At 72.5% G+C, this 14040-nt stretch carries 18 protein-coding genes; 5 read left to right on the top strand and 13 right to left on the bottom strand.

All coding sequences use genetic code 11. The annotated features are described in order from the left end of the window. Positions 1 to 3: 3 nt before the first annotated feature. Together ABTW72_RS17425 and ABTW72_RS17430 are read left to right on the top strand one after the other, a co-directional pair. On the top strand, positions 4 to 900 hold the full coding sequence (locus tag ABTW72_RS17425) for a tyrosine-type recombinase/integrase (RefSeq protein ID WP_502892218.1): 897 nt from the start codon (positions 4 to 6) through the stop codon (positions 898 to 900). A 77-nt stretch (positions 901 to 977) separates the two neighbouring features. Continuing rightward, complete coding sequence (locus tag ABTW72_RS17430) at positions 978 to 2159, top strand: aminotransferase class V-fold PLP-dependent enzyme (RefSeq protein ID WP_350859929.1); 1182 nt, start codon at positions 978 to 980, stop codon at positions 2157 to 2159. Here the strand turns inward: ABTW72_RS17430 and ABTW72_RS17435 are convergent. Further along, entirely contained in the window at positions 2080 to 2766 is a 687-nt protein-coding gene (locus tag ABTW72_RS17435) for a murein hydrolase activator EnvC family protein (RefSeq protein WP_350859931.1), read from the bottom strand. The genes ABTW72_RS17430 and ABTW72_RS17435 overlap by 80 nt on opposite strands. Positions 2767 to 3010: 244 nt before the next feature. Here ABTW72_RS17435 and ABTW72_RS17440 point away from each other — a divergent pair, with 244 nt between their 5' ends. Continuing rightward, a complete protein-coding gene (locus ABTW72_RS17440; RefSeq protein WP_350859933.1) occupies positions 3011 to 4153 on the top strand; it encodes a sulfite oxidase in 1143 nt (380 codons plus the stop codon). Between the two features lie 63 nt (positions 4154 to 4216). Here the strand turns inward: ABTW72_RS17440 and ABTW72_RS17445 are convergent, their stop codons facing one another. The 12 genes from ABTW72_RS17445 to proS form a co-directional block, all read right to left on the bottom strand. Then, positions 4217 to 4540 carry a DUF2469 domain-containing protein gene (locus tag ABTW72_RS17445; protein ID WP_007075222.1) on the bottom strand — a complete coding sequence of 108 codons (324 nt, stop codon included), beginning with the start codon at positions 4538 to 4540 and terminating at the stop codon, positions 4217 to 4219. Continuing rightward, a complete protein-coding gene (locus tag ABTW72_RS17450) occupies positions 4537 to 5349 on the bottom strand; it encodes a ribonuclease HII (RefSeq protein ID WP_091400284.1) in 813 nt (270 codons plus the stop codon). Before ABTW72_RS17450 ends, ABTW72_RS17445 begins: the two co-directional genes overlap by 4 nt. After that, a complete protein-coding gene (locus ABTW72_RS17455) occupies positions 5343 to 5828 on the bottom strand; it encodes an NUDIX hydrolase (RefSeq protein ID WP_350859982.1) in 486 nt (161 codons plus the stop codon). Before ABTW72_RS17455 ends, ABTW72_RS17450 begins: the two co-directional genes overlap by 7 nt. Before the next feature lie 47 nt (positions 5829 to 5875). Next, positions 5876 to 6511, bottom strand: coding sequence for a signal peptidase I (gene lepB / locus ABTW72_RS17460; RefSeq protein ID WP_112588428.1), 636 nt, complete (start codon positions 6509 to 6511; stop codon positions 5876 to 5878). Positions 6512 to 6521: 10 nt separating this feature from the next. Next, a complete protein-coding gene (gene lepB, locus ABTW72_RS17465) occupies positions 6522 to 7391 on the bottom strand; it encodes a signal peptidase I (RefSeq protein WP_350859935.1) in 870 nt (289 codons plus the stop codon). A gap of 183 nt (positions 7392 to 7574) precedes the next feature. Beyond that, the gene (rplS, locus tag ABTW72_RS17470; protein ID WP_030335223.1) at positions 7575 to 7931 is read right to left on the bottom strand and encodes a 50S ribosomal protein L19; all 357 of its coding nucleotides are present in this window, start codon (positions 7929 to 7931) and stop codon (positions 7575 to 7577) included. Positions 7932 to 8074: 143 nt separating this feature from the next. Further along, positions 8075 to 8848, bottom strand: coding sequence for a tRNA (guanosine(37)-N1)-methyltransferase TrmD (trmD, locus tag ABTW72_RS17475; RefSeq protein WP_350859937.1), 774 nt, complete (start codon positions 8846 to 8848; stop codon positions 8075 to 8077). A gap of 11 nt (positions 8849 to 8859) precedes the next feature. Beyond that, positions 8860 to 9462 carry a ribosome maturation factor RimM gene (gene rimM, locus ABTW72_RS17480; protein ID WP_350859939.1) on the bottom strand — a complete coding sequence of 201 codons (603 nt, stop codon included), beginning with the start codon at positions 9460 to 9462 and terminating at the stop codon, positions 8860 to 8862. After that, positions 9462 to 9722, bottom strand: a complete 261-nt coding sequence (locus ABTW72_RS17485) for an RNA-binding protein (RefSeq protein WP_172862164.1) — start codon at positions 9720 to 9722, stop codon at positions 9462 to 9464. Before ABTW72_RS17485 ends, rimM begins: the two co-directional genes overlap by 1 nt. Beyond that, complete coding sequence (gene rpsP / locus ABTW72_RS17490) at positions 9697 to 10197, bottom strand: 30S ribosomal protein S16 (protein ID WP_112736214.1); 501 nt, start codon at positions 10195 to 10197, stop codon at positions 9697 to 9699. The genes ABTW72_RS17485 and rpsP overlap by 26 nt, the downstream gene beginning before the upstream one ends. A gap of 229 nt (positions 10198 to 10426) precedes the next feature. Next, on the bottom strand, positions 10427 to 11047 hold the full coding sequence (locus tag ABTW72_RS17495) for a ribonuclease FAU-1 family protein (protein ID WP_350859942.1): 621 nt from the start codon (positions 11045 to 11047) through the stop codon (positions 10427 to 10429). A 49-nt stretch (positions 11048 to 11096) separates the two neighbouring features. Further along, positions 11097 to 12503 (bottom strand): proline--tRNA ligase, encoded by a 1407-nt coding sequence (gene proS, locus ABTW72_RS17500; RefSeq protein WP_112588417.1) that lies wholly within the window; start codon positions 12501 to 12503, stop codon positions 11097 to 11099. Positions 12504 to 12572: 69 nt separating this feature from the next. Here proS and ABTW72_RS17505 point away from each other — a divergent pair, with 69 nt between their 5' ends. Next, positions 12573 to 13130: a hypothetical protein gene (locus tag ABTW72_RS17505; RefSeq protein WP_350859944.1), complete on the top strand. Its 558-nt coding sequence runs from the start codon at positions 12573 to 12575 to the stop codon at positions 13128 to 13130. Positions 13131 to 13151: 21 nt separating this feature from the next. Then, complete coding sequence (locus ABTW72_RS17510) at positions 13152 to 13748, top strand: TetR/AcrR family transcriptional regulator (protein ID WP_350859946.1); 597 nt, start codon at positions 13152 to 13154, stop codon at positions 13746 to 13748. The last annotated feature ends 292 nt before the right edge of the window (positions 13749 to 14040 follow it).

The raw sequence follows: 14040 nt of genomic DNA on the forward strand, positions 1-14040 counted from the left end.
TCGTTGGCCCGGCGGGCCGCGTCGGCGCGGGCATTCAGCGCCTGGGCACACCGGGCCGGCCTGCTCCCCGCCGACGTGGGCGCCGCGCTGGCCAGCCCTCGCGCGCACCGGGAGCTGCCCAGCGTGCTGCGCGCCGACCAGGCCGCCGCCCTGGTCGAGGCACCGTCCCGACAGGCACCGTCCACCAACCCGTCACCCATGAACCAGGCCAGCACGGACCAGGCGCGCACGGACCCAGGCCGCCCACATCCAGAGCTCCCGAATCAGACCCTCGCCGATGCAGAGCGCACGGACCCGGCCCGCACGGACCCAGAGCTCCCGGACCAGGCCCGCGCCGACGCGGAGCGGACGGACGCGGCGGCCGGGCCGGCGTCGGGCGCTGCGCAAGGAGCCGAGGCGGTGCCGCTGCGGGACCGGGTGCTGCTGGAGCTGCTCTACGCCACCGGCGTACGGGTCAGCGAGGCGTGCGGGTTGGACGTCGGGGATGTCGACCACGGCCGGCGGGTGATCCGGGTGTTCGGCAAGGGCGGGCGGGAGCGCTCGGTGCCGTACGGGGTGCCCGCCCAGCGCGCGTTGGACGACTGGCTGCGCCGGGGCCGCCCGACGATGGTGGGCGCCCGCTCCGGCGACGCGCTGCTGCTGGGTGCCCGGGGTGGTCGGCTCAACCCGACGACCGCACGTCAGATCGTCGGTGCGTACGCCGAGACCGCCGGGCTGCCCCGGACCAGCCCGCACGATCTGCGCCACTCCGCGGCCACCCACCTCCTGGAGGGTGGTGCGGACCTACGCGCCGTGCAGGAGCTGCTCGGCCACTCGTCGCTGGCGAGCACGCAGATCTACACCCACGTCTCGGTCGAGCGGCTGCGTGCCGCCTACCGGCAGGCGCACCCGCGCGCCTGATCAAGGGCCGCAGGGCGCGCACGCGCGCCCTGATCAAGGGCCGGAGGGCGCGCACGCGTGGCGGTTACGATCATCAAGTGAGCGTCCCGAATCCCCCTGAGCCGATCCCGGGCGCCCGCCTGCTCTTCTCCCTGGACCCGGCGGTCAGCCACCTCAACCATGGCTCATTCGGCGCGGTGCCGATCGGCGTGCAGCGCGCCCAGCAGCGGCTGCGCGACGAGATGGAGGCGAACCCGCTGCGCTTCTTCACCCAGGGGCTGGTCGACCGGATCGCGCACACCCGCCGGCACCTCGTCGGGTTCCTGGGCGCCGACCCGGACGGCAGCGCCCTGGTGGGCAACACCACCACCGGCGTCGCCGTGGTGCTCCAGTCGGTGGGCCTCAAGGCCGGCGACGAGGTGCTGAGCACCGACCACGGGTACGGGGCGGTGAGCCTGGCCATCCAGCGCGAGTGCCGCCGCACCGGCGCGGTCAGCCGGGTCCTGCCGATCCCCCTGGCCGCCACCGACGAGCAGATCGTGCAGAGCATCCGCTCCGGCCTGCGCCCCGGGCGGACCCGGCTGCTCGTCGTCGATCAGCTCACTTCGGCCACCGCCAAGCTCTTTCCGACCGCCGCCATCGTCGGGGTGGCCCGCGAACACGGCGTGCCGGTCCTGGTGGACGCCGCGCACGCCCCGGGCATGCTGCCTGTCCCGGTGGCCAACATCGGCGCGGACTTCTGGGTGGGCAACCTGCACAAGTGGGCGTACGCCCCACGCGGGACCGCAGTGCTGGCGGTGGCACCGCAGTGGCGGGACCGGATCGAGCCGCTGGTGGTGTCCTGGGAGCAGGAGTCGGGTTTCCCGGCCCGGCTCGAGTGGCAGGCCACGCTCGACTACACGCCCTGGCTGGCCGCCCCGGCGGGCCTGTTCACGATGCGTAGTCTCGGCGTCGACCGGGTGCGGGAGCACAACGCCGCGCTCGCCGCGTACGGCCAGCGGGTGGTGGGGGACGCCCTCGGGGTGGCCCCCGCCGATCTGCCCGACCCCGGCGGACCGGGGGTGGCGCTGCGCCTCATCCCGCTGCCGGCCGGCACGGGCACCACGATCGACGCGGCGCGGGCGTTGCAGGCGCGGATCGGTGAGCGGCTCGCCGCCGAGGTGGCGGTGATGAGCTGGAACGGCCGAGGGTGGCTGCGGCTCACCGGCCAGGTCTACAACGCCGCCGACGAGTACGAGCGGCTGGGCGCACGGCTGCCGGCACTGCTCGCCCAGCGCTGAGCGGCCGGCCGGGAGCGGACACCGGGAGCAGGCGCACCGGGCCGAGGCCGAGCAGCGCGAGTGGGTCGAGGTACTCCTCGCCCCGGCGCAGGCCCCAGTGCAGGCACGCCTCGGTCGGGCAACCCGGATGCCCGGGTAGCAGCTCGCCGAGCGGTGCGCCGGCGGTGACCGGCTGGCCGGGGCGTACGGCGGGTCGGACCGGCTCGTGGGTGGTCCGCAGCCCGTCGGCGTGCCCGACGGTGACCACCGGTCGACCGGCCACCAGACCGGCGAAGAGCACGGTGCCCGGCCCGGCGCTGCGGACCACCGCTCCGGCGGAAGCGGCCAGGTCGACGCCGCGATGACCGGGCAGCCACTGTCGCGGCGGCGGGTCGAACCGGCGCACCGGACGGGGTGGGCCGTCGACCGGCCAGCGGAACCGCCCGGCGGGCGCTGGGGCGGCGACCGGCTCCGCCACGGCCGCGACCGGCACGGTCGTTGTCGGTGGTTGGCCGGGCACCGCCGCGACCAGCACCGCCAGCCCGCAGAGCTGGACGGTCAGTGTGAGCGGGAGCGTGGTGCACAGCAGCAGCGTGCGGCGGATCGAACGGACGGATGGCGGTCGCATGACGGCAGCCTCCGACCGACTCCGGGTCGTCCGCCGGCCCGGCCGACCGGGCTGTGGACAACCGGAGGGGCTGTGGACGACCACCCAACGGCGTCGATGATCTGTTATGCCCGGGACGGCGGGAGGCTGTCCACGGCCCGCCGCGCGAACGCCGTCGTACCTCCAGCGCCGTTCTCGAGCCGCCACGGAGGGCCTAGGCTGGGCCGCGTACGGCGGGTGCCGCCGTCTGTACCGGGGAGGCCGCATGACCACTCTCGATGACCGGACGTCGTACCCCACCGGGCCGGCGGTGGCCGACGTGAGCGGCCCGTCCCGGCTCGCGGAGCCGGACGAGACGATCAGCGCCGAGGAGTTGCAGCTCGCGGCCCGCAACCACGGCATTCCGTTGGAGGCGCTGCGCTACGACGTCACCCCGGCCGGGTTGCACTACCTGCTGATCCACTACGACATCCCGGAGCTCGACCCGGCGGCGCACACGTTGACCATCGGCGGTGCGGTGGACCGTCCGTTGACGTTCACCCTCGCCGACCTGCGCGAACGGCCCCGCGTCACCCGGCAGGTGACACTGGAGTGCGCCGGTAACGGGCGGGCCCTGCTGCACCCCCGGCCGGTCAGCCAGCCCTGGCTGGTCGAGGCGGTCGGTAACGCGGAGTGGACCGGCACCCCCCTCGCTCCGCTGCTGCGGGAGGCGGGCGTCGACCCGGACGCGGTGGACGTGGTCTTCACCGGCGCGGATCACGGCGTGGAGCGTGGGATCGAGCAGGACTACCAGCGGGCGCTTCCGGTCGCCGACGCACTGCGCGAGGAGGTGCTGCTGGCGTACGAGATGAACGGCGCTCCCCTGCTGCCGCAGCACGGTGCGCCGCTGCGGCTGATCGTGCCGGGCTGGTACGGCATGGCGCACGTGAAGTGGGTCCACTCGGTCGAGCTGCGGACCGAGCCGTTCGAGGGGTACCAGAACGCGGTGGCCTACCGGGTACGCCGCGACGCTGACGACCCGGGCGTGCCGGTCACCCGGATCGAGCCGCGGGCGCTGGTCCGCCCGCCCGGCTTCCCCGACTTCATGTCCCGCCGTCGGGTGCTGCGACCCGGCCCGTGCACGCTGGATGGTCGGGCCTGGTCGGGGCACGCCCCGGTGGTCGCCGTGGAGGTGACCACCGACGGCGGGCAGAGCTGGGCGCCGGCCGAGTTGGACCCGGCGGACGCGGGGGACTTCGCCTGGCGGCGCTGGCGGCACGAGTGGGTCGCCAGCCCCGGCCGGTACGTGCTCGGCGCGCGGGCGACCGACGCGTCCGGGCGGACCCAGCCGGTCGAGCAACAGTGGAACCGTGGCGGCTTCGCCAACAACATGGTGCAGCGAGTCGAGGTCGTGGTGCCGGCCGAGTGATCGGCGGCGGGTGTCACGCCACGGGTGGGGGGCCCGTGGCACGGCCCGACGGCTCGGGTGCGCTCAGCCGCCGAAGCCGGAGTCGGCGGGCAGTGAGATGTCGGGCTTCTCCAGTTCCTCGACGTTGACGTCCTTGAAGGTCATCACCCGGACGTTCTTCACGAAGCGGGCGGGACGGTACATGTCCCACACCCAGGCGTCGTGCATCTCGACCTCGAAGTAGACCTCGCCGTCGGAGTTACGCACGTGCAGGTCGACCTGGTTGGCCAGATAGAACCGGCGCTCCGTCTCCACCACGTAGGAGAATTGGCGGACAATGTCGCGGTACTCCCGGTAGAGCTGCAGCTCCATCTCGGTCTCGTACTTCTCGAGATCTTCCGCGCTCATCGCACTCCGCCTTCCATGGCCACATCTTCCCCCACCGGCGTCGGAGGCCGAGGCTGCTCGCCCAACGCCACGCCGACGGTACCCCCTGACGCCCATGAGCGCTCCATCGGCTCATCCGGGCCGTGGCCGCCGGGCCGTCGAGCGCGCGGCGGCCGGCCGTCGCGGCCGGAGACCGCGGCGACATTGACGTACGAGAACCGATGCTCCCGGCACGGCCCGTGCTCCCGCAGCGCCGCCGAGTGCTCCGGGGTGATGTAGCCCTTGTGCTCGGCGAAGCCGTACGCCGGGAACACCCCGTCCAACTCCACCATGAGCCGGTCCCGGGTGACCTTGGCCAGCACACTGGCCGCCGCCACACACGCGGCCACCCGGTCACCCTTCCACACCGCCAACCCGGGCACACCCAGGCCGTCCACGCCGAACCCGTCGGTCAGCACGTACTCCGGACGGGTGGTGAGCGAGGCGAGCGCCCGGCGCATCGCGGCCAGGTTGCACACGTGCAGACCCCGGGCGTCGACCTCCTCGGCCGGGATGACCACCACGGCGTACGCGAGCGCGCGGTCCACGACCTCCGCGTACACCCGTTCCCGGCTGGCCGGGGTGAGCAGCTTCGAGTCGGCCAGCCCATCGATCTCGCCGCGCCGCCCCTCGGGCAGCACCGCCGCGGCGGCGACCAGCGGACCGGCGCACGCCCCCCGGCCGGCCTCGTCGGCGCCGGCGACGTGCCGGAAGCCACGCCGCTGCAACGCCCGTTCCAGGGCGTACAGGCCGGCCTCGCGGCGCACCACGGTGCGCGGCGGGGTCAGCACGACGCCTCGCCCTGGCCGGCGGTGGTCGACTGCCCCAGCCGGGTCAGCAGGGCGGGCAGCTCGGGCGGGTAGAACCGGTCACCGCTGGCGGCCAGCTCGTCCGGAACCCACCAGCGGTGGTCGGCGATGCTGCGTCGCTCGATGTCGTTGAAGCCCGTGGTGTCCACCCGCCAGGAGTCCACCCGGAAGAGGAAGAAATCCTGCTCCTGGCGGTACCAGATGCCGTCGAAGGAGAACTCGGTCGCGTCGGACCAGACCGGCTCGCCCAACTGGGCCGGGTCGAGCCGCAGGCCGGTCTCCTCGGCCAGCTCCCGGGCCGCGCCCACTGCCGGCGCCTCCCCCGGATCGAGTCCACCGCCGGGAGTGAACCAGTATCGGTGCCCGGGTCGGGCCGGGTCGAAGCCCTCGAACAGCAGGACCCGGCCGGCCGCGTCGACGAGCAGCACGCGGGCCGCGCGTCGAGGGGTGTAGACGGTCACCGCACCAGCCTGCCAGACCGAGGACGGATCGCCCACGCCCCGTCTGCCTACGGCTTGGGAATGCCGTCGAAACCGTCGGGCACCGTCAGCCAGGTGGCCCGACTGACCGGCCAGAACACGGTGAACGCCCGCCCGACCACGTCGTCCTCGGGGATCGTGGCCTCGGTGATGTTCTGCTGGGACTGCTGCCAGTGCTCCAGTGAGTCGCCGGAGGCCGACCGGTGGTCGCCCATCACCCACAGCCGGCCCTCCGGCACGGTGATGTCGAACTCCTGGTCGGCGGGCTTGTCGCGAATCCCGTCCATGGAGAAGATGTACGGCTCGTCCAGCGACTTGCCGTTGATCATCAGCCGTTCCTCGGGGTCGCAGCAGACCACGTGGTCGCCGGGGATGCCGATCACCCGCTTGATGAAGTCTTCACCGTCGGGGTTGCCGCTCCACGCGGTCGGAGCCTTGAACACGATCACCTCGCCGCGGTGCGGTGACCGGAAGTCGTAGACCAACTTGTTGACCAGCACACGGTCATCGATCTTGAGAGTGTTTTCCATGGACGGGGAGGGGATGAAGAAGGTCTGCAGCACGAAGGCGCGGACCAGCACCGCGACCAGGATCGCCACACCCAGCAGGATCGGCAACTCCTTCCAGAAGGAGCTGCGCGGCTTGTCGGTCTGCTCGTCAATCACGCCAAGGAGCCTACGTTGCCCGGCTGGACGGCACCGTCCGGAACGCGCGGGAACCACGTAGCGCGGCTGCCAACGGCAGCATCAGCAGCACGCCGCCCTGCGGAGTCGGTCGCGCCGGAGTCGCACCGGGCGACGCGGTGGCCGGCCCGGAGATGTCCTCGAACGTGGACGGCACCGACAGCGAGCTCCACCGCGACGACGGCCAGACCACCATGAAGGCCCGGCCGACCACGTTGTCGATCGGCACCGGCCCCTGGCAGCGCGCGTCCTGGGAGACCTCACGGTGGTCACCCATCACGAAGATCTGACCGGGCGGCACGACGACCTCGTCGAAGCGCCGGGAGCGACACTCCGCCGGGTTGGGTGGCAGGTCAAGGGGTGAGTCCCGCAGGACGTACGACTCGTTGAGCGGGATGCCGTTGACCGTCACCCGACCCTGACTGTCGCAGCACTTGACCCGGTCACCGGGGAGACCGATCACCCGCTTGATGAAGTCCTTCTCACCGGGGCGGCTCACCCCGACCAGGTCGCCGACGGTGCGGGCGAGCCGCCCGGCGACACCGGGCTTCGGCTGCTCGTCGACCTGCGGCGCCCAGCGGTCGGTGCCCCGGAAGACCACCACCTCGCCGCGCAGCGGGTCACGAACGTCGTAGACGACCTTGTTGACCAGCACCCGGTCACCGACGAGGAGGGTGTCCTCCATCGAGCCGGACGGAATGAAGAACGCCTGGAGCAGGAAGGTGCGGATCAGCACCGCGAGGCAGAACGCGACCACCAGCAGCAGCGGCAACTCCTGCCAGAGAGGCATCTGCCGGCGGGTGCGGCGAGCCCGTCGGCGCCACGGATCGACGGTGCCGTCCTCGTCAAGCGTCTGCACCACGCCACTCCCCGGTCCGCAGAAAACACCACCGCCCGGGAGCCTCGTCGAGGCTCCACGGGCGGTAGTGGACAACTACCCGCCACCTGGGCGGGACCGCCGCCTCGCTGCGCCCGTACCGACCAGGGTAGTGCGCTCTGGTCGTTACGGCATACGCGCAGCTCGGGCGGCGTGGCGAGCGGGAAGTCAGCTGGGCTGCTTCTCCCGCTTCTCCTTGATCTTGGCCTTCTTGCCGCGCAGCTCGCGCAGGTAGTAGAGCTTGGCGCGACGCACGTCACCGCGGGTCACGACCTCGATCCGGTCGATGCCGGGGCCGTTGAGCGGGTAGGTCCGCTCGACGCCGACACCGAAGCTGACCTTGCGGACCGAGAAGGTCTCGCGCAGACCGTCACCCTGGCGGCGGATCACGACGCCCTGGAAGATCTGGACACGGGACCGGTTGCCCTCGACGACGCGGGCGTGCACCTTGACGGTGTCACCGGCCCGGAAGTCGGGAAGGTCGGTCCGCTTCGACTGGGCGTCAAGGGCGTCCAGGATGTTCATCGCTGCGTCCTCGTAAGGCTCACGGCGCACCGTCACTCGGTGCGCGGGTGGGTGATTCTGATTCCCGGGTGGTGATCGGCGGACCGACCCCGGTCGGGGATCCTCGCAGCCGACCGCGGGCGCGGACGGATGCGGCAACCCCCCTACTTTGCCACATCCCCCGGTGGAGGCTGAAATCCGGCCTGGTCCAGGGCCGCGATGTCCCGTTTGTCGAGCCGATCGGCCGGCAGCGCGGCCAGCAGGTCCGGCCGGCGGGCGGCCGTGCGCAGCAGACCCTCCTCGCGCCGCCAGCGGGCGATCTTGCCGTGGTCACCGGAGCGGAGCACCTCCGGCACGTCGTGCCCGCGCCAACTCGGCGGCTTGGTGTAGATCGGCGCCTCCAGCAGCCCGTGCGCGTGCGACTCCTCGTCCAACGAGCCCGCGTTGCCCAGCACCCCCGGCAGCAGCCTGGTGACCGCCTCCAGCATCACCAGGACCGCGACCTCGCCGCCGAAGAGCACGTAGTCACCGAGCGACACCTCGGTGACCGGCATCCGGGTCGCGGCGTGCGCCAGGACGCGCTGGTCGATCCCCTCGTAACGGCCGCAGGCGAAGAGCAGATGCGACTCGGCCGCCAACTCGTACGCCATGGCCTGCGTGAAGGGGGCACCGGCCGGCGACGGCACCAGCAGCCTTGGCGCCGGGGCGTCGACCGGCGCGAGAGCGTCCAGTGCCTCACCCCACGGCTCGGGGCGCATCACCATTCCCGGCCCGCCACCGTAGGGGGTGTCGTCGACCGTGCGGTGCACGTCGTGGGTCCAGGTCCGCAGGTCGTGCACGGCGAGCTGGAGTACGCCGTTGGCCCGCGCCCGTCCGATCAACGACAGGTCCAGGGGGGCGAAGTACTCCGGAAAGATCGACACGACGTCGACGCGCATGCGGGCTGGTCCTAAAGGTCGAGCAGTCCGGCTGGCGGGTCCACGATCACACGTCCGCCGGCCAGGTCGACCTCCGGGACGATCGCCCGGACGAACGGGATCAACGCGGTACGCCCCTCGGGGCGCCGCAGCACCAGCAGGTCGGACGAGGGCGCGTGGTCGATGCGGGCGACCTCGCCCAGGCGTTCGCCGGCCGGGGTCACCACGGCCAACCCGACCAGCTGGTGGTCGTGGAACTCCTCGGGGTCGTCCGGTGGGGTCACGTCGGCGCTGTCCACCACGAGCAGCGTCCCGCGTAGCGCCTCGGCGGTGTTGCGGTCCAGGATGCCCTCGAACGCGATCAGCACCCGACCCTGGTGGAAGCGGGACTCCTCGATGGTCAGCTCCGCGGGAACCCGGAACGGCACCCCGGGCTCATCGCTGGCTGGCGGGGGTGTCGCCCCCGGCTCAGTGCGCAGCACAGTGTTGCGCGCAGGCGGGGGTGTCGCCCCCGGCTCAGTGCGCAGCACTGTGCCGGGGGCGAACCGTGCCTCGGGCTCGTCGGTCCGCACTTCCACGGTGACCTCACCGCGGACCCCGTGCGGCTTGCCGATCCTGCCGACGACGAGCTGCATCAGTACGAGTCGACGATGTCGACGCGAACCCCGCGCCCGCCGATGGAGCCGATCACCTGGCGCAGCGCCTTGGCGGTCCGGCCGGACCGCCCGATCACAGTGCCGAGGTCCTCGGGGTGCACGCGGACTTCGAGCCGCTTGCCCCGACGGGAATCGACCATCCGCACCCGGACGTCGTCCGGGTGGTCGACGATGCCCTTGACCAGGTGCTCCAACGCCGGACGCAGTGGCATGTCAGGCCTGCTCACCGGCGTCGGCAGCGGCCGGGGCCTCGGCCGGAGCCTCGGTCTTCGGCGCCTCGGCCGCCGGAGCCTCAGCCGGAGCCTCGGTCTTCGGAGCCTCGGCAGCCTTGGCGGCCTTCTTGGCCGGCTTGGCCGGGGTCTCCGGGGCGAGCCCGGCGGCGGCCTTCGCCTCAGCCTCGTACGCCGCCTTGCGGTCGGCCCGCTCGGGGGCGACCAGGAGCGGCGGCGGGGCCGGCAGGCCCTTGTACTTCTGCCAGTCACCGGTCAGCTCCAGCAGCCGCTGCACCGCCTCGCTCGGCTGAGCGCCGACGGACAGCCAGTACTGGACCCGCTCCGACTTGACCTCGATGATCGAGGGGTCTTCCTTGGGCTGGTAAACCCCGACGAACTCGATCGCCCGGCCGTCGCGCTTGGTGCGCGAGTCGGCGATGACGATGCGGTACTGCGGGTTGCGGATCTTGCCCATCCGCAGGAGCCGGATCTTTACGGCCACAGTTGTTTCGCTCCTGTTGCGATCTCACCGGCCCAAACGGGCGGTGTGCATGGGTGAGCGCCGACCGGCACAGTGGGGTTGGGCCGGAGACTACTCGGTGGACTGGCGACGTGCCCGGGTTAGAGGGCGCCGGACGCGCGCCGGATACCAGCGACCCATTCTGCCAGATCCGATGCCGATCTCCCGCATCGGACCCGTACACGGCCTTGTCGGTGACCCGGGACACCGCTCAGCGCACCGGCGGACGATCCCATCCCGGTGGCATTCTGTCCGGTATGCCCCACTCCGGCGGGGGTGCGAAGTCACACCAGGTGCCGTCGAACGGGAACTCGCCGGCCTCGGCGAGCGCGATCACCCGCTCCCCCTCGGCGCGGACCGCCTTCTCGTCGGTCACCCAGTAGTCGTCGCCGAAGGCGAGCCGCTCGACGAACTCGCCCTCGTCCTTCCACTCCCAGCTGCGGTCCGGCCACACCACCACGTCCAGGTCCTGGTCCACCACGTCGACGCCGGCCACCGGGCCGTCGTCCCAGCGGACACCGGGCTCCTCCAGGTTGACGTACCAGTGGGCGAACCGGCCCTGGGCGTCGGAGAACCACCAGACGGAGTGCGCCGCCCCCGTGGGCAGGAACTTCAACAGAGGTGGGCCGTTCCAGCGCCCCTCCGCCAACCGGTACGTCGACGAGATCCACTCGGCGAACGGCATCGCCCGCATCCCCAGCCCGGCCTCGGTCACCTCGTGGGCCACCGGCGAGTCCCGGGCGATCCAGACCAGCAACCCTCGATCGTCGTCGCTGACGACGCGGGCCGGCCGGGCCCACCCGATCCGGCCGTGCCGCACGTTCCGATGCATGATCAGCCGACCCGGCTCGAACCGGTCGCCGGGGTTGCCCGGCCGCACCTCAGTAGGCGCGAGCGAGGATGGCGACCAGATCCGGCTCGTCCTCCGAGTCCGGTACCGAACCGTCGGCGCGAAGCAGGCAGCGCACCGTGACGCCCTGACCGTTCGCCTCGGCCTCACCGGCCACGCCGACCGCCGACCACGGCACCCGAGCCCAGCCGGTCGCGGCGGCCTCGATCGCCTCGGCCAGGGTGGCCACCTCCACGGTGCGCGACTCGCGGTTGGCCAGCGCCTGGTCGTGCAGCACCTGCTGGTCGGTCTCCAGGGCGGCCAGCACCGCGGTGACCACGTCCGCCACCGGCGTCGGGGTCTTCGAGCCGTCGGTCCGACGCACCACCGTCGCGTTGCCCACGGCCAGGTCACGAGGGCCGACCTCGACGCGTACCGGATAGCCGCGCAGCTCGGCGTCGACGGCCCGGCGGCCGAACGGGGTGTCGGTCCGGTCGTCGAGCGCGACCCGGACACCGGCGTCGCGCAGGCCGTCGCGCAGCTTGGCCGCCGCCTCGCCCACGCCGTCGCCGTCCTTGACGATCATGACGTACGCCTGGATCGGCGCGAGCCTCGGCGGCACGCGCAGGCCGTTGTCGTCGCCGTGCGCCATGATCAGGCCACCGAGCATCCGGGTGGACGTGCCCCAGGAGGTGGTCCAGGCGTGCTCCCGGCCGCCCTCCTTGGAGGAGTAGCTGATGTCGAACGCCTTGGCGAAGTTCTGGCCCAGCTCGTGGCTGGTGCCCAGCTGCAACGCCTTGCCGTCGCCCATCATGCCTTCGCAGGTGTACGTAGCCGTCGCCCCGGCGAAGCGCTCGCGCGTCGTCTTCAGGCCGACCACCACCGGAATGCCGATCACGTTGACCATCAGGTCCTCGTACGCCTCGTGCAGGATCCGCCGCGCGTACGCCCGGGCGTCCTCACGGGTGGCGTGCGCAGTGTGCCCCTCCTGCCAGAGGAACTCGCTGGTCCGCAGGAAGATCCGCGGACGGAGCTCCCACCGGACCACGTTCGCCCACTGGTTGAGCAGCAGCGGAAGGTCCCGGTACGAGTCGATCCACTTGGCCATGAACTCGCCGATGACCGTCTCGCTGGTGGGACGCACCACCACCGGCTCGGCGAGGGGCTTGCCACCACCGTGGGTGACCACCGCCAGCTCCGGCGAGAAGCCCTCGACGTGCTGCGCCTCGCGCTTGAGGTAGCTCTCGGGGATGAACAACGGGAAGTACGCGTTCTCCGCACCCGCCGCCTTGATCCGAGCGTCCATCTCAGCCTGCATACGCTCCCAGATGGCGTAGCCGGCCGGTCGGATGACCATGGTGCCGCGAACCGGGCCGTTGTCGGCCAGCTTCGCCTTGGCGATCAGGTCCTGGTACCAGCGGGGGAAATCCTCCGCACGGGGAGTGAGCACGCGTGCCATGACCGCACATCCTATGCGCCGCTCGTCAGGGCAGTGCGCTCGGGCGCGGCATCGTTAGCATCTGCCGTCATGACCTTCCTCGATCCGCACACCGGAGCGGCTCCCACCCCCGAGCCAGAGGCCCCCGATCTGGCACACCTGGCCGCGAGATGGGTGCGCTGGGTGGCCCGACACCGGCAGCCGACCAGCCCGATCGCCGACCGGTCCGGCCGGCACGCCGGGCGTCACCAGCCCGACGACGTGTGGTTCCTCGCGGGAACGCACGGTGGCTCTGTGCAACGGCATTGCGTGGTCCCCTCCGGACGTCCGCTCTTCTTCCCGGCGTTCTGCTGGTGGCAGGCCGGCGGCGGCACCGGCCCGGCCGAGGCCGACCTCGGTGCCACCGGGCACGCGCAGCTCGACGGACTGCCGATCGCGCTGACACCGGCCGGCTCGGCCGAGCCGTTCCCGGTCCGCGGCTTCTTCAACAACGTCGTCACCATGTGGCCGTGGTCCGTTCCGGTCTCCTGCTGGGGTCTGTGGGGCCTGATCCCGCCGCCCGGCCCCGGCCGACACGACCTGAGCTTCGGCGGCACCGACGGCGGGCGGTTCTGGGTCGAGGCGCAGTACCAGATCGAGGTGCGCTGAACGACCTACACTTCGACCACCATGATTGAGCAGAGGGGCCCCACCCCAGTACGGACCGGCATCGTCGACGCCGCCCGCGCGCTGACCGTCGCGACCGGATGGGACGGCGTCCGGATGGGTGCCGTCGCGAACGCCGCCGGGGTGAGCCGGCAGACCGTCTACAACGAGTTCGGCAGCAAGGCAGGGCTGGCCGAAGCCCTCGCCCGCGCCGAGGTGGACCGGTTCGTCGGCGCCGTCCGGGCCGCTCTGCTCGCCCACGGCACCGACGTGCGGGCCGGCGCGTACGCGGCAATCGCGCACACCCTCAGCACGGCGGCGCAAAACCCGCTGGTCAAGGCCATCCTGACCAGCGCCCGAGGCGGCTCGGACGAGCTACTTCCGTACCTCACCACCCGGGCCGAGGTGGTGCTCACCGAGGCGTCCGGCGCGCTGATCGACTGGGCCGGCGATCACCTGCCCGGAGCGGACCAGGCCGCGCTGACCTTCGCCGCCGACACCATCGTCCGCCTGGTGGTCAGCCACATCGTGCTTCCCCGCGAACCGATCGAGCAGACCGCCACGGCCCTCGCCGACCTTGCCGTACGCCTCTTCAGCGCCGCCGCCCGCCCAGCCCCCTGACCCCACGCACCGAACGCCCGCCCGTGCGCCCCCCACACCCCCGCACCCCGCACCCCGCACGCCGCACCCCGCACGCCGCACGCGCACGTCGCACGCCGCGTGCCGCACGCCAAGATCGCGCTCGATCCTGGATGTAGTGGCATCCCCATACATCGAGGCCACTACATCCTGGTTCGAGCGCGATCTTGCGGTCCACCCGGCGCGGGGCGCGGGGCGGCGCGGGGCGCGGGGCGGCGCGGGGCGCGGGGCGGCGCGGGGCGCGGGGCGGCGCGGGGCGCGGGGCGGCGCGGGG

This window comes from Micromonospora sp. NPDC127501 (assembly GCF_040302185.1).
Lineage (GTDB): Bacteria > Actinomycetota > Actinomycetes > Mycobacteriales > Micromonosporaceae > Micromonospora.

What these genes read in the sequence shown, in the direction of transcription:
- trmD (WP_350859937.1), bottom strand. Translation starts at nt 8,848, where the DNA reads ATGCGCGTCGACGTCGTGTCGATCTTTCCGGAGTACTTCGCCCCCCTG.
- ABTW72_RS17510 (WP_350859946.1), top strand. Translation starts at nt 13,152, where the DNA reads ATGATTGAGCAGAGGGGCCCCACCCCAGTACGGACCGGCATCGTCGAC.
- proS (WP_112588417.1), bottom strand. Translation starts at nt 12,503, where the DNA reads ATGGCACGCGTGCTCACTCCCCGTGCGGAGGATTTCCCCCGCTGGTAC.
- rplS (WP_030335223.1), bottom strand. Translation starts at nt 7,931, where the DNA reads ATGAACATCCTGGACGCCCTTGACGCCCAGTCGAAGCGGACCGACCTT.
- ABTW72_RS17435 (WP_350859931.1), bottom strand. Translation starts at nt 2,766, where the DNA reads ATGCGACCGCCATCCGTCCGTTCGATCCGCCGCACGCTGCTGCTGTGC.
- ABTW72_RS17440 (WP_350859933.1), top strand. Translation starts at nt 3,011, where the DNA reads ATGACCACTCTCGATGACCGGACGTCGTACCCCACCGGGCCGGCGGTG.
- ABTW72_RS17445 (WP_007075222.1), bottom strand. Translation starts at nt 4,540, where the DNA reads ATGAGCGCGGAAGATCTCGAGAAGTACGAGACCGAGATGGAGCTGCAG.
- rimM (WP_350859939.1), bottom strand. Translation starts at nt 9,462, where the DNA reads ATGCAGCTCGTCGTCGGCAGGATCGGCAAGCCGCACGGGGTCCGCGGT.
- ABTW72_RS17495 (WP_350859942.1), bottom strand. Translation starts at nt 11,047, where the DNA reads ATGCATCGGAACGTGCGGCACGGCCGGATCGGGTGGGCCCGGCCGGCC.
- ABTW72_RS17505 (WP_350859944.1), top strand. Translation starts at nt 12,573, where the DNA reads ATGACCTTCCTCGATCCGCACACCGGAGCGGCTCCCACCCCCGAGCCA.